The organism is Frankia sp. CgMI4 (assembly GCF_001756285.1).
GTDB lineage: Bacteria > Actinomycetota > Actinomycetes > Frankiales > Frankiaceae > Frankia > Frankia casuarinae.
Map to the genome: position 1 here is coordinate 21,010 of NZ_MAQZ01000079.1, position 20,796 is coordinate 41,805.

Below are 20,796 nucleotides of genomic sequence, written 5' to 3' on the forward strand. Positions count from 1 at the left end.
TGGGGCCCGTTCCACCGGGCCCCATCCCGTCGATCACACCGGGTGCCCCGCGCGCGCCTCGACCTCCGCGAGCCGCGCACCCGYCTCGCCGCACTGCTCGACCGGCGCCGGCGGCGCTCCGTCCCCCCGGTGCCGCTGCTCCGGCAACGAGCTCGGGATGACGCCGGTCGGCCGGCCGGGGGCCAGGTAGACCCATCCGGCCTGGCGCCACTGGTCGGCGTCGAGCGCGTGCCGGGCGTCCACCACGACCTTGCGCCGGACCACGGCCCCGAGCCGGGCCGGGTCCAGGTCGGCGAACTGGCGCCACTCGGTGAGCAGGACCAGCGCGTCGGCCCCCTCGACCACGGCCTCGACGGAGTCGCTGTAGGCGAGGCCGGGCAGGGCCTGCCGGGCGTTGTGCGTCGCGACCGGATCCACGACCGTCACCCCGGCGCCGGTCTCGGCCAGTAGCCCCGCGACCGCGAGCGCCGGGGAGTCCCGCACGTCGTCGGAGTTGGGCTTGAAYGCGGCGCCCAGCACGACGAGGCGCCGGCCGACCAGCGTGCCGTCGAGGGCCGCGGTGACCAGGTCCACCACACGGTCCCGGCGACGATTGTTGATCTCGTCGATCTCACGCAGGAAACGCAGCGCCGCACCGACCCCGAGCTCGTCTGCGCGGGCCTGGAAGGCCCGGATGTCCTTGGGTAGGCAGCCGCCCCCGAACCCCACCCCCGGACGCAGGAAGTTCCCGCCGATGCGCACGTCGTGGGACAGCGCCTCGGCCAGCGTCAGGACATCGGCATCGACCGCCTCGCACACCTCCGCCATCGCGTTGATGAAGGAGATCTTCGTCGCGAGAAAGGAGTTGGCCGCCGTCTTCACCAGCTCGGCCGTCGCGTAGTCGGTCACGATGACCGGCACCCCCTGGGCGATCACCGGCGCGAAAGCGGCCCGCAGCGCTCCCTCCGCAGCCGGGGAGGCGACACCGAAGACGAGCCGGTCCGGTCGCAGGGTGTCGGCCACCGCGAAGCCCTCCCGGAGGAACTCCGGGTTCCAGGCCAGCTGGACGCCGGCGAGATCGCTGGAGATGTCGGCGGCGGGCTCGTCCACCTCGTCATGGCCCAACCCGTCATGACCCACCTCGACGCGGCCCAACCCGTCGGCCCCCGCCGCGCCGGGCGCCGTCTCGCCCGCGACCGGGCGGTTCGCCGGGGCGAGCTGCGCGATCRTCCGGGCGAGCCCCGCAGCCGTGCCGGCCGGCACCGTCGACTTGCCGACCACGAGGCACGGCCGGGTCAGCAGCGGCGCGAGGCGCTCGATGGCGGCGTGCAGGTGGCTCAGGTCCGCCCCGTAACCGTCGGCACGCTGGGGGGTGCCCACACAGACGAAGTGCACGTCGCCGAACTCGGCAATCTCCTCGAAGGAGGTGGTGAAACGCAGCCGTCCGGTCCGGAGGTTCGCGCGCAGGAGGTCGGCGAGGTCGGGCTCGAAGAACGGGATCTCCCCCGCGGACAACCGCTCGATCTTCGAATGGTCGACGTCCACGGCGAGCACCTCGAAGCCAAGCTCCGCCATGCACACCGCGTGGGTGGCCCCCAGGTACCCGGTGCCGATGACGGTCAGGCGTGGACGAGGCCCGGTTCCGGGCGCCGCCGCATCATCAAGGCTGTCCGACGAGCTCATCAGGCTCCTCCTCATCGTCGTACCCCCCTGGATTGAGACGCTGAAACTCCCAGGCGTCCCGGCACATGTCCGCGACATCCCGGCGGGCTGACCAGCCGAGTGCCGTACGGGCGAGCGCCGCGTCGGCGACCAGGGCGGCGACGTCCCCCGGCCGCCTCRCCACGACGCGACTGGGGAGATCACGAGCGCAGGCCGCGGAGAAGGCCGCGAGCAGTTCCCGCACGGAGGTGCCAGCGCCGGTCCCGAGGTTGATGACCCGATGTCCCGCCTGGTCATCGAGATGATCGAGAGCGAGTCGATGGCCCTCCGCCAGGTCGACCACGTGGATGTAGTCGCGTACGCCCGTGCCGTCGGGCGTGGGGTAGTCGTCGCCGAAGATGGACAGCTCCGGGCGCCGGGCGACCGCCACCTGGGCCAGGTAGGGCATGACGTTGTTCGGCACCCCACGGGGATCCTCGCCGAGCAGGCCCGACTCGTGCGCCCCGGCGGGGTTGAAGTATCGCAGGGACGTCACGTGCCAGGACGGATCCCGGGCGCAGAGGTCGGCGAGGATCTGCTCGCACATCCATTTGGTGCGCGCGTAGGGATTGGTCGGGCGGGCCGGCGTGTCCTCGGCGATCGGTACCTTGTCCGCCGCTCCGTAGATTGCGCACGAGGACGAGAAGACCAGCCGGCGCACGCCGTGCTCCGCYATCACGCGGACCAGACCCAACGTCGCGTTGACGTTCGTGTCGTAGTACTCCAGCGGGATGTCGACCGACTCGYCGACGGCTTTGAGAGCGGCGAAGTGAATAACGGAATCGATCTTCCATCGGCGGAACACGTCACCGAGCGCCGCCCGGTCACGGACATCGAGCCGCACGAAGTCGATGTCGCCGTCCACCACCTTACGCAGCCTGTCCAGCACCCGCGGTGAGCTGTTGACGAAGTTGTCCACTCCCACTACCCGATGACCCGCGGCGAGCAGGTCCACCCAGGTATGAGAGCCGATGAACCCCGTCGCCCCGGTCACCAGGACCRTCTCGGCTCGACTCGTCGACGTCATAGCTCGGTTATCCACTTCTTCGGTGATCAACTGAAACAACTCGTCACCGGTGCTCCACACCGGCCCGGAACAACCGATCCCGGCAGCAGGATCAACCCGACGGCGGCTAGGATCCGTACCACGGCCACGGCCACGGCCACGGCCACGGCCACGGCCACCGCCACCGCCACCGCCCTTCGGCTGGACCGCGCGGTCCCGACCGTTCGGGCAGCGAACACCGCGATGGGCACGGGCACACCCGGGGCGACGGACATCGGGCACAGCAGAACATAACCCCCAGGTCGGTGCATCGCCGACCTGGTAGCGGCCGCGGCGATCCCGGTGAACCAGACGATCGGCGCGAGCAGGAGCCCCGGTCCGGTCACAGCGCCAGCGTCGGGTAGTGCACGGCCGGTGGCAAGAACCGCGCGCACGGCACCCGGGACCGGCGGCCCACGTCCCGGAAGAAGATGTCCGGGAGGTGGCGTGGCCACGGGAACTCTCGGGTCACCATTGCCGCGGACGTCCCGGGCCCGTCGCCGTTCGCCCACGCATCGGCGGCGAGGGCCCCGCCTCGGCCTGAGCGCGCACGGCAGGTAGGTGGCGCTGACATCCTCGGCGGGTTGCGGACCAATGCCACCGATCTCACGTAACGCGGCGGTGCACACGGCGTGGCGCCGGCCATCACGAACCCTCCCCCCGCAAACAGAAAGTCACGTTCCCCGCGCGGCCACGTTCCTGGAAAGCCACGTCCCCGGAAAGCTCGGTGGCGGGGCGGGACACCTGTGACGCCGGTCAAGCGACCTGACGGCTCTCCGCGAGCTGGCCGGCGAACCAGGAGATCGTCCGGGTGAGCCCGTCGTGCAGGCTCGTCTTCGGTTCCCAGCCCAGGAGGGTCCGGGCGAGGGTGATGTCGGGTTGACGCACCGAGGGGTCGTCCTGGGGCCGCGGGACGAAGGTGATCGGCGCCGTCGATCYGCACAGGTCACGGACGAGCACCGCGGTGTCGAGGATTGACATCTCGTGCGGGTTCCCAATGTTCACGGGCCCGGGCAGGTCCGAGTGCAGAAGTCGGACGATGCCGTCGATCAGGTCGTCGACGTAACAGATGGACCGGGTCTGGGTTCCGTCACCGGCGACCGTGATGGGCTCGCCCCGCAGCGCCTGGGAGATGAAGGCGGGAATGGCGCGACCGTCATCGACCCGCATCCGCGGGCCGTAGGTGTTGAAGATGCGGACAATACCGGTGTCGACACCGTGCTTGCGCCGATAGGCCATGGTCACCGCCTCGGAGAAGCGCTTGGCCTCGTCGTACACACTGCGCGGGCCGACCGGGTTCACGTTGCCCCAGTAGCCTTCCGGCTGGGGATTGACCTGTGGATCGCCGTAGGACTCCGAGGTCGAGGCGAGCAGGAACCGAGCATTCTTCTGCCGCGCCAGGCCAAGGGCGTGGAAGGTACCGAGCGAGCCGACCTTGAGCGTTTCGATCGGCAGCTCGTAGTAATCCACCGGAGATGCCGGGGACGCAAAGTGCAACACGGCGTCGACCGGACCAGAAACATAAATGAAATCATTCACATCCCGGTTGACCAGGCGGAAACGTGGGTCGGCGAGCAGATGCTCCACATTCTCCGGCCGGCCGGTGATGAAGTTGTCGAAACAGATGACCTCGTAGCCGCCGCCCAGTAGGCGTTCACAGAGATGACTGCCCAGAAAACCGGCGCCGCCGGTCACTATCGCACGCACGTCGTGTGCTCCCGGATCTGGAATACAGAGGACCCCGGAGAGTGYCCGTCGATCGCTGTCCGGAGTCCGGCGACGACGGGCGTCCTCCCTTGAGCCATGCGAAGGAGGCGGCGCATCCGATCAGATCGCGCCGCGAGGCCAGGTTGGAGGATCGGGGGAAACGGACATCAAATGATCGGAGATCAGAGGATCAGTAGCTGCTCACCCGCCGGAGCACTCAGCATGGACACTGCCGGACCGATCTCGAATGGCCGCAGGACACGAACACCGCACTACCCCCCAGTAGTCTGATGGCCGACAACGCCGACCCTCTGCGGCATCGTACACAGGTCATCGACGCGTTAAGTACGCGGCCCGGCCCAGTCTCCCTCCTAGCCACGTCGATACGATATAACCACCCGTCACCGATGGCGCCCGACTCCCTACGGGAGATGTCAATGGCCGTCCCGGAGCCGCCTGCATTGGATGAGCAATTCACCGCCAGGGGACGGAGCACGGTCACCCGCGGGAGTGCCGCTCAAGGACGATCGCGTGACGCATCGCGGCGCGTCCCCGGCGGGTGTCCCCGGCATCTCCATAGGAGACCGCGAGCCGGTACCAGCGACGCCATTCACCCGGCGCCGCCTCGACCTCCGCCCGACGCTGGGCGAACGCGGCGTCGRCCGAGGCGCGGTCGATCCGGCCCGACGGCCGGCGCACGAGAACCGGCTCGTCGGCACGGGCGCCGGGGTCGAAGCCGCGGGCGGTGCCGGACTCGACGTCAGCCGTCGCATCCGCGGCTACGTCGAACATCCGGGCAAGCCGCTCGGTGTCGCGGCCGAAACGCAGCTCACGCAGGATGACGACGGCGCCGATCATCGGAAGCAGCACGACACCGAGACCGAGTCCACGGGCCGCCCAGCGATCGTCGCCGAGCAACTGGATTCCCCGCCACCCGATCAGCCCGAGGTAGAAGCCACACGCCGCGACGAGCACGGCCACCAGCCACCGGGCCCTCACCTGGACGCCCCACCGGATGCCGACGCCACCGGGCCGTCCGGATCCAGCCGGATCCGCGCCCCGGGTGCCGCCAAGGTCGCCACGACCGGCATCCGCCGCTTGACCAGGGAGCACACGTCGTCGGGGCGCGCCCGGGCCAGGCAGCTGAACGTCGTACCAAGATCGATACCAAAGACGCTACGGGTACCCGCCGGGAAACGACGGTCAACGTGTCCGACCACATCCGGAAACCTATCTTTCGCGGCCCGTGGTGGCAGCAGACACCTGCCCCAAGATGCCCGCGGCGCTAGTCCAGGTCGAGCAGCGACTCCAGACCGACCGTGAGTCCCGGTCGCTCGCCGACCTTCCGCACGCTTAGCAGCACCCCCGGCATGAACGAGGTGCGGTCGTAGGAATCGTGTCGCAGGGTGAGGGTCTCCCCGGCGCCCCCGAGCAGGACCTCCTGATGCGCGACGAGCCCGGCGAGGCGGACGGCATGCACCGGCACGCCATCGACCCGGGCGCCGCGGGCACCGTCGAGGGCGGCGGTTGTCGCGTCCGGGCCGGCCACCGGCAACCCGGCGGTGGTACGCGCCGCGGCGACCAGCTGCGCGGTACGCCGGGCGGTGCCGCTCGGCGCGTCGGCCTTGCCGGGATGGTGCAACTCGATGATCTCCACCGAGTCGAAGAACCGGGCGGCCCGGGCGGCGAACGTCATCATCAGCACGGCGGCTACCCCGAAGTTCGGCGCGACGAGCACCCCGACCCCCGGTGCCGCGGCCAGCCAGCCACGCAGGGTCGCGAGCCGCGGCTCGTCGAAGCCGGTGGTGCCGACGACGACGTGCTTGCCGGCCTGGACGCACCAGCGGAGGTTGTCCATCACCGCGTCGGGGGTGGTGAAGTCGACGACGACGTCGGCCGCGGCGAGCGCACCACGGTCATCGCCGGTGCCGAGGGCCGCGACCAGCGCCAGGTCGGCGGCGGCCTCGACGGCGGCACACACCGTCGACCCCATCCGTCCCCGTGCACCGAGCACCCCCACCGCTGTCCCGGTTACCGGGACAGCGCCGGTTACCGGGCGGGACTCGGAGTCGGACATCGGTGAACCTCTCGGGACGAGAGTCGCTAACGGGCGACGGCGGCGCTGAAGTCGTGGTCGTCGAAGGGTCCGATGACGCCCAGGGCCCAGGACTGGTCCAGCAGCTCCCGCGCGATCGCGGTGACATCGTCGAGGGTGACCGCGTCCACCCGGGCGATGATCTCGTCGACCGACAGGACCTCACCGTGGACGAGCTCGCTCTTGCCGAGGCGGCTCATCCGGGATCCGGTGTCCTCCAAGCCGAGGATCATCGAGCCGCGGTTCTKCCCACGGGCCCGGTCGAGTTCCTCGGCACTGATCCCGTGCTCGGCGATCTGGCGTACCTGCTCACGGGCGAGCTCGAGGACCACGTCGGCACGCTTGGGGGCGCATCCGGCATAGACGCCGAACAGGCCCGCGTCGGCGAAGTGGGAGGCGAACGAGCCCACCGAGTACGCCAGCCCCCGCTTCTCCCGGATCTCCTGGAACAGCCGCGAGCTCATCCCACCGCCCAGCGCCGTCGACAGCACGCCGAGCGTGTAACGGCGCGGATCGCGCCGGGACAGTCCCCTGGTGCCGAGCACGAGATGCGCCTGCTCGGTCGGCCGGTCGGTCACGACGATGCCGGGCGGCGGCGGGTAGTCGTACGATCCGCCACGCACCTCGAACGGCTCGGCGCTCACCGTCAGACGGTCGGCGAACGCCTCGGCGACCAGCGCCAGCGCCCGGTCGTGCGCCAGGTTGCCGGCGATGGAGACCACCATCGCCGGCGGGACGTACCGGGAGCGGTAGTAGTCCGCGATGGTCTCCCGGCCCAGCCCCTCGATCGACTCGGTCGTCCCGAGCACCGGGCGGCCGAGTACCGACGACCCGAGCATCGCCGCCGCGAATACGTCATGGACGAGGTCACCCGGGTCGTCCTCGTACATGGCGATCTCCTCCAGGATCACGCCACGCTCGGCCTCGACGTCGTCGGCTGTCACCAGCGAGTTGGTGACCATGTCGGCGATGACGTTGACGGCCATCGCGAGATCGGAGTCGAGCACCCGCACGTAGTAGCAGGTGTACTCCTTGCCGGTGAAGGCGTTGATGTCCCCGCCGACCGCCTCGACCGACGCGCTGATAGTCAACGCGTCCCGGCTGGGCGTGCCCTTGAACAGCAGGTGCTCCAGGTAGTGGGAGCATCCGGCGGTCACCGGCGTCTCGTCGCGCGAGCCCACCGCGACCCAGACGCCGATCGCGACCGAGCGCACCCCGGGGACCCGCTCGGTGATGACCCGCAGACCGCCGGGGAGCACGGTGCGGCGCGCCGTGCCGTCCAGCAACGATTCGCCACTGACTCCGCCAGYAGCGAGCAGGTGCGCGGCCCGGGCGCCGGGAACCGGCTTGTTCCGCGGCGCGCCGGCGGTCCCCGCTGAGCAGGTCAGGTCGGGCGTGGGAGTGTCGGACACGACGGGCCGTCAGGAGGCGGCGGCCGCCGCGTCGGCGGCTTCGGCGCTCGGGGACAGGCTGATCTTCCCGCGGCTGTCGATCTCGGTGATCTCGACCTGGAGCTTCTGGCCCACCGTCAGGACGTCCTCCACCTTCTCTACCCGCTTACCGCCGGAGAGTGTCTTGAGCTTGCTGACGTGGAGCAGGCCGTCCCGGCCCGGGGTGAGCGAGACGAAGGCCCCAAAATTGGTGATCTTCACAATCGTCCCCAGATAACGCTCGCCGACCTCGGGCATCTGCGGGTTGGCGATCGCGTTGATCGCCGACCGGGCGGACTCCGCCGACGGACCGTCCACCGCGCCGATGTAGATCGTCCCGTCGTCCTCGACGGTGATCTCGGCACCGCTGTCCGCCTGGATCTGGTTGATCATCTTACCCTTGGGTCCGATGACCTCCCCGATCTTGTCCACCGGGATCTTGAYGGAGATGACCCGCGGGGCGTGAGCGGACATCTCGTCCGGGCTGCCGATGGCCTCGGCCATCACGTCGAGGATCGCGAGCCGCGCCCCGCGCGCCTGCTGGAGCGCCGCGGCGAGGACCGAGGCCGGGATGCCGTCGAGCTTGGTGTCGAGCTGGAGCGCGGTGACGAAGTCCCGGGTGCCGGCGACCTTGAAGTCCATGTCCCCGTAGGCGTCCTCGGCCCCGAGGATGTCGGTCAGGGTGACGTAGGAGTCGTCGGCGTGGATGAGGCCCATCGCGATCCCGGCGACCGGCGCCTTGAGCGGTACCCCGGCGTTGAGCAGCGACAGGGTGCTCGCGCACACCGAGCCCATGCTCGTTGACCCGTTCGAACCCAGCGCCTCGGATACCTGCCGGATCGCGTAGGGGAACTCCTCGCGGCTGGGCAGCACCGGGAGCAGGGCCCGCTCGGCGAGTGCCCCGTGGCCGATCTCTCGGCGCTTCGGCGAACCGACGCGGCCGGTCTCGCCGGTGGAGTACGGCGGGAAGTTGTAGTTGTGCATGTACCGCTTGGTGCGGTCGGGGTTGAGCGTGTCGACCGTCTGCTCCATGCGCAGCATGGCCAAGGTCGTGACGCCGAGGATCTGCGTCTCGCCCCGCTCGAACAGCGCCGAGCCGTGTACCCGCGGGATGTAGTCGACCTCGGCCGACAGCGCGCGGATCTCGGTTGTCGAGCGACCGTCGATGCGCACGCTCTCGGTCACGATGCGGGAGCGGACGAGCTTCTTGGTCAGCGCCCGGTAGGCGGCGCCGATCTCTTTCTCTCGCCCCTCGAACTGGGAGGCCACCTTCTCGGCCGCGAGCTGGCGGACCCGGTCGAGCTCGTTCTCGCGCTCAGCCTTGCCGGGGATGCGCAGCGCGGCGGACAGCTCGTCGCCGATTGCCGCGGACAGCGCGTCCAGCACGTCGTCGTGATAGTCGATGAAGACGGGGAACTCCCGGGCAGGCTTCGCGGCGAGCGCGGCCAGCTCGCTCTGGGCCCGGCAGAGCTCACGGATGGCGGGCTTCGCCGCCTCGAGGCCCGCGGCCACGACCTCCTCGGTGGGAGCCGGCGCGCCGTGCGCGAGCAGCTCGACCGTGCCCGGGGTCGCCTCGGCCTCCACCATCATGATCGCGACGTCCGAGCCGTCCTCGATCACCCGACCGGCCACGACCATGTCGAAGGTCGCCCGAGCGAGCTCCGCATGGGTCGGGAAGGCGATCCACTCGCCGTCGACGAACCCGACCCGGGTCGCACCGATCGGCCCGGTGAAGGGCAGGCCGGACAGCGTCGTCGACGCGCTGGCCGCGTTGATGGCGACCACGTCGTAAAGGGTGTCGGGATCCAGGGCGAGCACGGTGGCCACGACCTGGATCTCGTTGCGCAGCCCCTTGGCGAACGACGGCCGCAGCGGCCGGTCGATGAGCCGGCAGGTGAGGATCGCGTCCTCGCTGGGGCGGCCCTCCCGCCGGAAGAACGAACCGGGGATGCGCCCGGCCGCGTACATCCGCTCCTCGACATCCACCGTCAGCGGGAAGAAGTCGAGCTGTTCCTTGGGCTGCTTGCTGACCGTCGTCGCCGAGAGCACCATCGTGTCGCCCAGGTAGGCGACGGCGGAGCCGGCGGCCTGCTTGGCGAGACGTCCGGTCTCGAACCGAACCGTCCGGTCTCCGGCCGGGGTCGCGATGACCGCTTCGGCCGCATGTGTCGAGTCGTCCACTCGAACCACTCCATCCTCTTCCTCGGCCGGATCCACGCGGCCGAGCCTCTTCTACGGCCGGGTCCACGCCAACGAGGATGCCGGTGCTCAGTCGAAGTCCCCGGGTCCGGTGCCCGTACCCATCCCGGCGACCACGACCGAGGACCGGCGGCTCGCACCACCACGGACCCGGCCAGGTCCTCCACACCGCCGAGCGGACGACTCCGCCGACGGCTCGACGCATTCGGTACCTACCCCCGATGCGTCAGAGGGAGCGTCCCACCCGGGYCGCTCCCCCTCTTCGCGCTACCGCCGTAGCCCGAGTCGCTCGATCAGAGCGCGGTATCGGTTGATATCCGTCTTCGCCAGGTAGTTCAGCAGCCGTCGGCGACGGCCGACGAGCAGCAGCAGACCGCGGCGGCTGTGGTGATCGTGCTTATGCACCTTGAGATGCTCGGTCAGGTCACTGATCCGACGGGTCAGCATCGCGACCTGCACCTCGGGCGAGCCCGTGTCCCGCTCGACGGTGGCGTAATCGGACATGATCTTCTGCTTGACGTCGCTCGCGAGCGGCACGCTCCACCTTCTCCTTCTGTTTCGGGACGGCGCGCGTCCGGGGTCTTCCCCACCCGGATCGATCACCGGACCTCGGCATCATCGCCGTCCGGTCCGGACACACCGCACCCGCCTGACCGGGAAGCCTATCAACCCGAGGAGAGCCGCTCGGCCACCGGCGGAGTTCAGACGAGTTCAGCCGAGTTCAGACGAGCAGGGTTGCCGCGCGGGTGGCCTCCACATCCGCGGCCATCTGGGTGACGAGCTCGGCCACCGAGTCGAAGCGCAGGGTCGGACGCAGCCGATGGGTGAACTCGTAGGCCATGTACTCGCCGTAGAGATCCTCGTCGAAGTCCAGGAGAAACGCTTCGACGCGCCGGTCGCGTCCCTMGAACGTCGGATTCGTACCGATCGAGATGGCGGCGGGCTGGCGGCGGCCGGACCAGCAGGCGAAGCCCGCGTACACGCCGTCCGCCGGAACGGCGGCCCACGGCGTCACCTGGATGTTCGCCGTAGGATAGCCGATGGTGCGGCCACGCGCGTCGCCGTGCACGACGACACCCTCGACCCGATGCGGCCGGTCCAGCGCGGCCGCCGCAGCCGCCACGTCGCCCTCGGCCACCCGGGCACGGATCGCCGTCGAGGAGAGCACCTGCTCGCCGGAGCGGACGAGACGGACCCCGTCAACCTCGAATCCCTCCCGGGCGCCCGCCTCCGACAGCGTCGCGAGYGTCCCGGCGGCCCGGTGACCGTAGGTGAAGTTCTCCCCCACCACGACCACGCTCGCCCGCAGCCGCTCGACCAGTATCCCGTGCACKAAGTCAGCCGGGGAGACCCGACTGAACTCCAGCGTGAACGGCTCGACGCAGAGCGCGTCCACCCCGGTCCCGGCCAACAGCTCGGCCTTGAAACGCAGCGTCGTGAGCAGGGCGGGATGGCTGCCGGGTCGCAGCACCTCACCGGGATGCGGGTCGAAGGTCAACACCAGCGAACGCTCACCGCGTTCCCGCGCCAGCCGGACCGCCCGGCCGATGATCTGCCGGTGCCCGAGGTGCACCCCGTCGAAGAAGCCAATCGTGACGACCCCGCCCCGCCACTGGACAGGCGTGTTCTCCGCCCCTCGCCACGTTTGCACGTGCGAAGCCTAGGACATTCTCGTGGGGCGCTGTCGGGCCACCGAACCCCGGCCGGGGCCGCCGGACTAGACCGGGGCGAAGACGACGAGCGACCGGACCGCATGCTCGGTCTCCTCGACCAGGGCCAGCACGGTCCCGTCGGGACCGAAGACGCCGTACGTACCCGGCCGTCCCACCGGGGGCAACCGTCGGCCATGGGACACGTCCGCTGCCGCCTCCGCCGTCACGTCGCGGCGCAGGAAGCCGGCCGCGACCGCGTCGGTCAGCGATGTGACCGCCCGCGGCCCCAGCTCGGCGAACGTGTCGAGAGTCACTGCGCCCGCCAGGTCGAAGGGACCAACGGCGGTGCGCCGCAGGGCGGTCAGATGCGCCCCGCAGTCCAACGCCGCCCCGAGATCACGGGCGAGCGCCCGCACGTATGTTCCACTGGAGCAACCGACCGTGACCTCCAAATCGGTTCCGGCCGGGTCCACCGCCCCGTCGCCCGCGGCCCGCCGCGCCAGCAGGTCGAAGCGGTGGACCGTCACCCGGCGTGGGGCGAGATCGACCACCTCGCCGGCCCGGACCCTGGCGTACGCGCGTACCCCGCCCACCTTGACCGCGCTCACGCTGGCAGGAACCTGGTCGAGCACCCCGGTAAGGGCGGCCATGGCCCGCGTGAGCCGGTCGGCGTCGACGTCCACCGGACGGTCCTCGACCGGCGCGCCCTCGGCGTCGTCGGTCGTGGTAGTCCGGCCGAGCCGGATCGTGGCGTCGTACACCTTGTCGGTGAGGGCGAGATGTCCGAGCAGKCGGGTTCCCCGGCCGGCTCCCAGCACCAGCACGCCCGTCGCCATCGGATCGAGGGTGCCCGCGTGGCCGATCCGACGCTGCCCGAGAATGCGCCGCGCCCTGGCGACGACATCGTGCGACGTCCAGCCGGCCGGCTTGTCCACGACGACGAGCCCGTCGACCTGTGGCCCGGGACTGGGACCGGGACCGGATCCCCGGCGGGATGCGGCTCCCCCCGGCCGCGCGGATCCCCGGGTGGATCCCCCCCGGGTGCTCACCGCGGGCTCCGGACCGCGTTCCTCGGGCCACCCGGGCCGCGCGGATTCTCCGGAGTCCCCGGGCCCCCCAGGCGCGGAGCCCGCGCCAGCGCGTCCCGAAGCACGTCCATCAACTCGTCGAGCGTCGTCCCGCAGGAGAATCCGGCGGCGAAGCGATGGCCGCCACCACCGAGAGCCGTACAGACCGCGCCGACGTCAACGTCCCCCTTGGAACGGACCGAGACCTTCCAGACGTCACCATCCTGCTTGCAGACAAGGGCGACCTCTGCCTCCGACACGGTGCGCACCGTGTCGATGAGCCCCTCGATCTCGTCGTACTCCAGTCCCGCGGCGCGCAGATCGGCCTGGCCGCACCAGGACCAGACGAGGTCGTACTCGGGCTCCAGCCGGACGCGGCCGAGAACCTCCCCGAGTAGCTTGAGATAGCCGAAGCGGTGGGTGTCCCACAGGGCACGGCTGATCRGGTCGGGACGGATGCCCGTGGCCACCAGCCGGGCGGCCAGCTGGTGCACCGCCGGTGTCGTCGCGGCGAAACGGAACGATCCCGTGTCGGTTACCAGACCGGTGTAGATCRCTGTCGCGATGTCCCGGTCGAGCCGCACGCCCAGGGCATCGACGAGGTCGATGACCATGGCGCTGGTCGAGGCCGCCTCGGGGTCGACCAGATTGAGATCGCCGAACCGGGTGTTGGAGGCATGGTGGTCGACGACCAGGACCCGGCAACCGGCCGTGGTGCTGGCGAGCCTGCCCAGCCGGGACCGGCTGCCGGCGTCCAGGGTCACCACGAGACCCGGCCGGCCGGTGACGGCCTCGGGGGCCACCAACAGATCCTGACCGGCGAGGAAACGAAGCACCCGGGGAACGACGAAGGGATCCGCGTCGAAGGACACCCGCGGCCTTCCGCCCAGCGACCGCAGCGCGAGCCCCAGCGCCAACGCCGATCCGAGACTGTCCCCGTCGGGGTTCACGTGGGCGATCAGCAGGATGTCGTCACCGGCGTCGATCGCGCCGGTCAGTGCGGTCACCGYGGCCTGGAAATCACCGGTCGGACCGGCACCGTCCGGGCGGGAGCGGTTGACCGACGCCGCCGGCGGGCCCGCGAGATCGGTCGCATCGCTCATCGTCAGTTCCCATCGCAGCTGTCTCGTGCCTGTCACCGCGGTGTCCCGGGCCCGTACCCCGTCATCCCTCCTGCCGGGCCGTCCCGCCGTACTCGTCCACCTCGCTCAGCTCATCCACCTCGCTCAGCTCATCCACCTCGCCGGCGGCGGGGCGCGGCCGGCGGTAGGGATCGTCGTCGCCCGCCGGGCGAGCATCCCGACGGACCTCGGCCAGATACGCGTCGCGTTCCCGGGCAACGCTGATCAACTYCTCCAGATGCTGGGCGTCGTCGGGAAGTCGGTCATGAACGAAGGTGAGCGTCGGGGTCACCTTCACCCCCGTGGCCCGGCCGACCTGGCTGCGCAGCAGCCCCCKGGCGGATTCGAGCGCCTGGGCCGACGCCTGCCGCGCCGTCTCATCGCCGTAGACGGTGTAGAAGACCGTCGCGTCGACCAGATCCGGCGTCAGCCGCACATCCGTGACGGTCACCATGCCGAGTCGAGGATCCTTGACGCCACGCTCCAGCGTGGACGCCACAACCTCGCGGATACGCACGGCCAGCCGCCGTGCCCGGGCCGGATCAGCCACCGTCCACCTCCTCGTTCGCCGGTCCCGCCGGCGGCACGCTCACCGCGGCAGATGCACCGGGTGCGTGCGGTTCACCGGGTGCATGCGGTTCGTCGTCCGCGTCGTCCGCCGAAAAGTAGCGCGCCCGCGCGGCGAGGACCTCGACGTCCGGTCGCTGGGCCACCAGATGCTCGCAGGAACAGAGGACCTCGACGCAGTGCGCCCGGTCCGCGGCGACGACCGCCATCCCGATCTCGGCTCGCCGGTGCAGATCATGATGGCCGGTCTCGGCCACGCTGAGGGCGAAACGGCGACGCAGCTCCGCCAYGATCGGCCGCACCACCGACCGTTTCTCCTTCAACGAGTGCACGTCACCGAGCAGCAGATCAAGGCTGAGGGTTCCGATCCACATGGTCGTCTCCCGCCGCCGGGCACACACCGCCGGTGACGATCGGGCAGACAGCTCGATCGTCACCGGCCGCGGACGTGCTCAGGCGCGGGGAACCTCCCGTTGCTCGAACGTCTCGATCACGTCATCGATCTTGATGTCGTTGAACGACCCGAGACCGATACCGCACTCGTAGCCCTCGCGGACCTCCGTCGCGTCGTCCTTGAAACGCTTGAGCGACTCGACCGTGAGGTTGTCGGCCACGACGACGCCGTCGCGGATGAGCCTGGCCTTGGTGTTCCGCCGGATGACGCCGGAACGGACCAGAGAGCCGGCCACGTTGCCGATCCGCGGCACGCGGAAGACCTCGCGGACCTCGGCGGTACCGAGCTGCGCTTCCTCGTAGACGGGCTTGAGCATGCCCTTCAGGGCGTTCTCGATGTCCTCGATAGCCTGGTAGATCACCGAGTAGTACCGGACCTCGACGCCCTCACGGTCGGCCAGCTCCGTCGCCTTGCCCTGCGGCCGGACGTTGAAGCCGATGATGATCGCGTCGGACGCCGACGCCAGCATCACGTTGGTCTCAGTGATCGCGCCGACCCCACGGTCGATGATCCGCAGACCGACCTCGTCACCGACATCGATCTTGAGCAAGGCGTCCTCGAGCGCCTCGACCGAACCGGACACATCGCCCTTGAGGATGAGGTTGAGCTGGGTCTTCTCGCCCTCCTTCATCCGCTCGAGGATCGTCTCCAGCGTCGGACGGCCCCGGCTCAGCGCCAGCTCCGCGTTACGCTCGCGGGCCTGACGCCGTTCGGCGATCTGACGGGCCACCCGGTCCTCGGGCACCACCAGGAAGTTGTCACCCGCGTCGGGAACGCTGGTGAACCCCAGGACCTGGACGGGTCGGGCCGGGCCCGCCTCGACCACCTGACCACCGTGTTCGTCGAGCATCGCCCGAACCCGACCGAACGCCTCGCCGGCGACGACCGAGTCACCGACCCTCAGCGTGCCGCGCTGGACCAGCACGGTCGCCACCGGACCCCGGCCCCGGTCGAGCCGACCTTCGATGGCGACACCCTGCGCCTCGACCTCGGTCGGAGCCCGCAGGTCCAGGGATGCGTCGGCGGTCAGGACGATCGCCTCGAGCAGGCCGTCGATGTTCGTCCGGTTGCGGGCGGAGACGTCAACGAACATCGTGTCGCCGCCGTACTCCTCCGCCACCAGGCCGTACTCGGTGAGCTGACCCCGCACCTTGGCCGGGTCGGCGCCCTCCTTGTCGACCTTGTTGACCGCCACCACGACCGGGACGCCGGCCGCCTGGGCGTGGTTCAGCGCCTCGATGGTCTGCGGCTTCACCCCGTCGTCGGCGGCCACGACCAGGACCACGATGTCCGTCACCTGCGCACCGCGGGCCCGCATGGCCGTGAAGGTCTCGTGGCCCGGAGTGTCGATGAAGGTGATCGGACGCTCGTCGCCGTCGACCTTGGCCCGCACCTGGTAGGCACCGATGTGCTGGGTGATACCACCGGCCTCGCCCCCGACCACGTCGGTGGAGCGGATGGYGTCCAGCAGTTTCGTCTTACCATGATCGACGTGACCCATGACGGTCACGACCGGCGGCCGGGAGCTGAGCTCGACGTCGTCGCCGTACTCCCCGCCGAAGGAGAGGTCGAAGCTCTCGAGAAGCTCCTTGTCCTCGTCCTCCGGGCTGACGATCTGGACCTCGTAKCCGAGCGTGACACCCAACAGCTGCAGCGTCTCGTCGGTGCAGGACTGGGTCGCGGTCACCATCTCGCCGAGCTGGGTGAACACGACCTGGACCAGAGCGCCCGGGTTCGCGTCGATCTTGTCGGCGAAATCGGCCAGCGAGGCGCCACGGGGAAGCCGGATGGCCTGCCCGTTGCCGCGGGGCACCATCGCGCCCATGCGCGGCGCTTCGAGCCCGCTCTCCCATTCCTGCCGCTTCGCGCGCTTGGACTTGCGCTGGCGACCGGGGCGACCACGGCCACCGGGGCCGAAGGCGCCCGCCGTGGTCCCACCGCGGCCACGGCCGCCGGCCGCGGGACGACCGGGCGCACCGCCACCGCCGCCACCACCACCGGGACGACCGGGCGCACCACCACCGCCGCCACCACCACCGGGACGACCGGGCGCACCACCCCGCCCGGCGAATCCGCCGGGACGCGGACCGCCGCCACCGCCGGGACGACCGGGCGCGCCACCACCGCCGGGACGACCGGGCGCGCCACCACCGCCGGGACGACCGGGCGCGCCACCACCGCCCGGGCGTCCGGGAGGGCCACCGGCGGGCCGAGGCTGGAACATGTTCGCGTTGGGGCGCGGCCCCCCGGTGCCACCTGGGCGGGGCGGCATGCCGCCCCCCGCTCCTGACCGTGGACCGCCGGGACGTGGTGGCATCCCGCCGGGAGTGGGCCGTGGACCACCGGCACCGGTGCCACCGGGGCGCGGTCCACCCGGCCGGGGGGTACCTGGCCGGGGGGTACCCGACCGCGGGGCGCTGGGCCGGGGAGTGGGCGTCGATGGCGGACCCGACTGCCCGGCCGACGGACGCGGCCCAGCGGACGGACGCGGCCCAGCGGACGGCGTCGTGTAGGGGTTGTTACCGGGCGCAGCCGACCGGGGTCCGGGACGCGGCCCGGGCCGGGGGCCGCCTGCGGTCGGACCGCCAGCGGTCGGACCGCCAGCGGTCGGACCGCCTGCGGTCGGACCGCCAGCGGTGGGACCCGAGGGAGGAACCGGGGTGCCGGGACGCGGACGGCCACCGCCCTGCGGGGCACCGGGACGCGGCGCGTTCGGCCCGGGTCGCGGCCCGGAGGGAGCGGACGGCACGGACGGCATCGGCGGCGCGGGCACGGCGGAGGCCGCGGCCGGACGGGGAGCGGCGGGTGCAGACGTCGGCGAAGCCTGCACCGGGGAGGCCTGCACCGGCGAAGCCTGCACCGGGGAGGCCGGTAGCGGCGGGGACGCGGGCGAGGGGGACGGCGCCGGGGTCGCCGGACCGGGCCGGCCGAGGGGACCAGGCCGCCCGGGAACCGGGCGCGGACCGGGCCGAGGCGCCAGACCAGGACGGGACGGCGGGGTCGGACGAGCGCCGCCACCCGGCGGTCCCGGACGGCTGGTGGCCCGGCCCGGGGAAGTGGGTGCGCCGTCGGCGGGGAACGCTTCCTTCAATTTGCGGACGACGGGTGCCTCGACAGTGGACGAAGCGGACTTCACGAACTCGCCGAGATCCTTGAGCTTGGCGAGCACGGTCTTACTGTCGACACCAAGCTCCTTGGCGAGCTCGTGTACGCGGGCCTTTCCTGCCACGGTGCTCCTTCGTTCGGCCCGCGGTCCGTGCCCGCGTGACCTCGTTACCTGCCGGTCGTGATCATGGCTGGGTGCTCATTGAGCGGTCATCGCTGTCTCGACCTGCTTCCCTGTCGACGTCTGTTGGCGCCGCCTGTGGGAGCGGATGCCGCTGGCGCGGGTACCCACTCCGTCTGACCCGGCCGGCCCGCTGCCGCGGTCCGCCCGTTCCATCCATCCATCTTTACCTGGTATCTCCCTGTGCCTGGCGCGACTACGGCGGACCGCTCCCGGAGGGAYCGGCTACCGCGGGCGAAACCGCTCCAGATACAGCCTGACCTGCTTCGACCCGAGCGGGCCTGACACCCGCAGTGCTCGTGAGAACGCCTTGCGACGCTCCGCGAGATCGAGGCACKCAAGATCAGGATGCACGTGCGCACCCCGACCACGCATCCGACGACGAGCATCCGGCAGAAGCTCGCCGCCTTCTACGACGATACGCAGTAGGTCAGAACTCGACGCACGGCTTCGGCATCCGACACAGGTACGGACGGGCTCCGCACGACGCGCCATCGTAAGTCTATCCCGCCTGGCCCCGAGAATGGCCACCCGCGGCAGGTGATCGCCGCGGCACCGTAGCTGGTCCCGATCGTCGAGGCGCTCCAGCGGAGTCCCGTTCGGATCCGCTCCCACCGCCCTCGCCGGAGTCCTCGGTGTCAGAGTGGATGTCGATGCGCCACCCCGTCAGCCGGGCGGCGAGGCGGGCGTTCTGCCCCTCACGCCCGATGGCCAACGACAGCTGGTAATCGGGCACCACCACCCGCGCCGAGCGGCTCGCCGGATCCGTCACCTCGACCCGGGCCACCCGGGCCGGAGACAGCGCGCTCCCGACGAAGGTTGCCGGGTCGGCCGACCAGTCAACGATATCGATCTTCTCGCCCCGCAGTTCGGCCATGACGGCACGCACCCGGCTGCCCATCGGCCCGATGCACGCGCCCTTGGGGTTGACCCCGGCCACCCGGGACCGCACCGCTATCTTGCTGCGATGCCCGGCCTCGCGGGCGATCGCGGCGAGTTCCACGGTGCCGTCGGCGACCTCGGGCACCTCCAGCCGGAACAGCCCCTTCACCAGCTCGGGATGGGTGCGGGACAACGTCACCGTGGGTCCGTGCGGCCCCCGCGCGACGTGCACCACATAACACTTGATTCGGTCGCCGTGCTCAAGCCGCTCGCCGGGGACCTGCTCGGCCGGCGGCAGGACACCCTCGACGGTGCCGAGATTGACGAGCACGACCCTGGAGCCGGCCCGCTGTTCGTGATGTTGCACCACACCGGAAACGATCTCGTGCTCCCGGTCGGCGTACTGGCCGTAGGTGACCTCCTGCTGGGCCTCGCGCAGYCGCTGCATGATCACCTGTTTGGCGGTCATGGTCGCGATCCGCCCGAAGTCCGCCGGGGTGTCGTCGTACTCCCGGCTGGTGCCGTCCGGGCCCTGTTCCCGGGCAAGGACGGAGACATCTCCGGTCGTCCGGTCGATCACCACCCGGGCGTCCTGCGCGGACCCGGCCGTGTGGTGATAAGCCGTCAGCAGGGCCGTCTCCATCGCCTGCACCAAGGTGTCAAAGGCAATGTCCTTCTCCCGCTCGATTCCGCGCAGCGCGGCCACGTCGAGCTTCACCGGGTCATCTCCTTACCGGCCGCGCCCCGGGGGCCGGCCTCCCGGCCGTCGTCATTGGATTCCCTCCCCGGCGCCGCCGGAAGATCGTCGTCCGGCTCTCCGTACCCGAGATCGGCTGTCTCGCCGGGTTCCACCAACACGGCGGACAAAGACGGCGTCTCCACCGACTCGATAGAAAGATCATCATACGCCTCGGCCGAGAACTCGACCTCGACGGTAGCCCGGGCCACCTGTGCGAAGGTCACCCGCGCGAGCCGCCGACGCGGGGGGCGTCCGGGCCGCGCGGGATCCGTCGCCACCGCCAGATCCGCCCCCGATTCGTCGGCGGACAGGACACGCCCGGCGAGGACGATGCCGTCTCGATCACGTACCGTGACAAGCCTGCCGATCGCGCGGCGCCAGTGCCGAGGCTCGGTCAGCGGCCGTTCGACGCCCGGTGAGGTGACCTCGAGAACATAAGGCCCGGCGACCAGGCCCTGGCCGTCGGTCTCGGCGGCGTCAAGCAGCTCGGAGGCGAGCCGGCTGGCGTCCGCGACCGCGTCCAGGTCGACTCCTCCGTCGCGGTCCACCACCACCCGCACCACGCTGCGCGATCCGGCCCGTGTGACCGTCACATCCTCGAGATCGAAGCCCGCGTCGGCGAGGCCAGCCGCCAGCCGAGCCCACAGCGCCGTCCGAACGCCGCCGCGCCCGCGGGCCGATCCGGATGGGCTCCGGTCACGCGCGCGGCCGGCCTCCCCCGCCCCTACCACTTCGACCGTCCCTTCCCGCATCCGCGATGCCTGATCATCCGCCGAACCCACGACGTCGCTCCCCACGCCGTAGGCCGGCCGCTACGTTGTCATCCCCCGGGGGCGATACCCAGGTTCGGCCGGCGCCATCAAGCCGTGCGA

17 protein-coding genes and 2 pseudogenes are annotated in these 20,796 nt (G+C 70.9%); all 19 read right to left on the bottom strand.

Annotated elements, in window-relative coordinates; all coding sequences use genetic code 11:
- Positions 1-33 precede the first annotated feature (33 nt).
- The 19 genes and pseudogenes from Manayef4_RS13680 to rimP all read right to left on the bottom strand — a co-directional run bounded on the left by Manayef4_RS13680 (position 34) and on the right by rimP (position 20,676).
- The gene (locus tag Manayef4_RS13680; protein WP_070131852.1) at positions 34-1,662 is read right to left on the bottom strand and encodes a UDP-glucose/GDP-mannose dehydrogenase family protein; all 1,629 of its coding nucleotides are present in this window, start codon (positions 1,660-1,662) and stop codon (positions 34-36) included.
- Positions 1,640-2,707 carry a UDP-glucose 4-epimerase GalE gene (galE, locus tag Manayef4_RS13685; RefSeq protein ID WP_070131853.1) on the bottom strand — a complete coding sequence of 356 codons (1,068 nt, stop codon included), beginning with the start codon at positions 2,705-2,707 and terminating at the stop codon, positions 1,640-1,642. The genes Manayef4_RS13680 and galE overlap by 23 nt, the downstream gene beginning before the upstream one ends.
- A 26-nt stretch (positions 2,708-2,733) precedes the next feature.
- On the bottom strand, positions 2,734-3,072 hold the full coding sequence (locus Manayef4_RS25015) for a hypothetical protein (RefSeq protein WP_035958171.1): 339 nt from the start codon (positions 3,070-3,072) through the stop codon (positions 2,734-2,736).
- Positions 3,073-3,481: 409 nt separating this feature from the next.
- Positions 3,482-4,432, bottom strand: coding sequence for a UDP-glucuronic acid decarboxylase family protein (locus Manayef4_RS13695; protein ID WP_070131854.1), 951 nt, complete (start codon positions 4,430-4,432; stop codon positions 3,482-3,484).
- Between the two features lie 498 nt (positions 4,433-4,930).
- Positions 4,931-5,431 (bottom strand): hypothetical protein, encoded by a 501-nt coding sequence (locus Manayef4_RS13700; protein ID WP_070131855.1) that lies wholly within the window; start codon positions 5,429-5,431, stop codon positions 4,931-4,933.
- Entirely contained in the window at positions 5,428-5,652 is a 225-nt protein-coding gene (locus tag Manayef4_RS13705; protein ID WP_023840213.1) for a hypothetical protein, read from the bottom strand. The genes Manayef4_RS13700 and Manayef4_RS13705 overlap by 4 nt, the downstream gene beginning before the upstream one ends.
- Before the next feature lie 65 nt (positions 5,653-5,717).
- The gene (dapB, locus tag Manayef4_RS13710) at positions 5,718-6,509 is read right to left on the bottom strand and encodes a 4-hydroxy-tetrahydrodipicolinate reductase (RefSeq protein ID WP_070131856.1); all 792 of its coding nucleotides are present in this window, start codon (positions 6,507-6,509) and stop codon (positions 5,718-5,720) included.
- Between the two features lie 26 nt (positions 6,510-6,535).
- Positions 6,536-7,939, bottom strand: a complete 1,404-nt coding sequence (locus Manayef4_RS13715; protein ID WP_139140091.1) for a pitrilysin family protein — start codon at positions 7,937-7,939, stop codon at positions 6,536-6,538.
- Between the two features lie 9 nt (positions 7,940-7,948).
- Positions 7,949-10,138: a polyribonucleotide nucleotidyltransferase gene (locus tag Manayef4_RS13720; protein WP_070131857.1), complete on the bottom strand. Its 2,190-nt coding sequence runs from the start codon at positions 10,136-10,138 to the stop codon at positions 7,949-7,951.
- Positions 10,139-10,423: 285 nt separating this feature from the next.
- On the bottom strand, positions 10,424-10,693 hold the full coding sequence (rpsO, locus tag Manayef4_RS13725) for a 30S ribosomal protein S15 (RefSeq protein WP_011437932.1): 270 nt from the start codon (positions 10,691-10,693) through the stop codon (positions 10,424-10,426).
- 184 nt (positions 10,694-10,877) lie between these two features.
- The gene (locus tag Manayef4_RS13730) at positions 10,878-11,807 is read right to left on the bottom strand and encodes a bifunctional riboflavin kinase/FAD synthetase (protein WP_070131858.1); all 930 of its coding nucleotides are present in this window, start codon (positions 11,805-11,807) and stop codon (positions 10,878-10,880) included.
- A 66-nt stretch (positions 11,808-11,873) separates the two neighbouring features.
- Positions 11,874-12,761: pseudogene (gene truB / locus Manayef4_RS13735) on the bottom strand (tRNA pseudouridine(55) synthase TruB); the annotation flags it as partial.
- Positions 12,762-12,853: 92 nt separating this feature from the next.
- The gene (locus tag Manayef4_RS13740) at positions 12,854-13,978 is read right to left on the bottom strand and encodes a bifunctional oligoribonuclease/PAP phosphatase NrnA (protein WP_254665643.1); all 1,125 of its coding nucleotides are present in this window, start codon (positions 13,976-13,978) and stop codon (positions 12,854-12,856) included.
- A 61-nt stretch (positions 13,979-14,039) separates the two neighbouring features.
- Complete coding sequence (gene rbfA, locus Manayef4_RS13745; RefSeq protein ID WP_070131860.1) at positions 14,040-14,546, bottom strand: 30S ribosome-binding factor RbfA; 507 nt, start codon at positions 14,544-14,546, stop codon at positions 14,040-14,042.
- Positions 14,547-14,640: 94 nt separating this feature from the next.
- Positions 14,641-14,937: pseudogene (locus tag Manayef4_RS13750) on the bottom strand (DUF503 domain-containing protein); the annotation flags it as partial.
- Positions 14,938-15,015: 78 nt separating this feature from the next.
- Positions 15,016-18,246: a translation initiation factor IF-2 gene (gene infB, locus Manayef4_RS13755; protein ID WP_070131861.1), complete on the bottom strand. Its 3,231-nt coding sequence runs from the start codon at positions 18,244-18,246 to the stop codon at positions 15,016-15,018.
- Positions 18,247-18,528: 282 nt separating this feature from the next.
- Positions 18,529-18,798 (bottom strand): DUF448 domain-containing protein, encoded by a 270-nt coding sequence (locus Manayef4_RS23060; RefSeq protein ID WP_083282458.1) that lies wholly within the window; start codon positions 18,796-18,798, stop codon positions 18,529-18,531.
- 7 nt (positions 18,799-18,805) lie between these two features.
- On the bottom strand, positions 18,806-19,903 hold the full coding sequence (nusA, locus tag Manayef4_RS13760) for a transcription termination factor NusA (RefSeq protein WP_011437940.1): 1,098 nt from the start codon (positions 19,901-19,903) through the stop codon (positions 18,806-18,808).
- On the bottom strand, positions 19,900-20,676 hold the full coding sequence (gene rimP / locus Manayef4_RS13765; RefSeq protein ID WP_254665644.1) for a ribosome maturation factor RimP: 777 nt from the start codon (positions 20,674-20,676) through the stop codon (positions 19,900-19,902). Before rimP ends, nusA begins: the two co-directional genes overlap by 4 nt.
- Positions 20,677-20,796 lie beyond the last annotated feature (120 nt).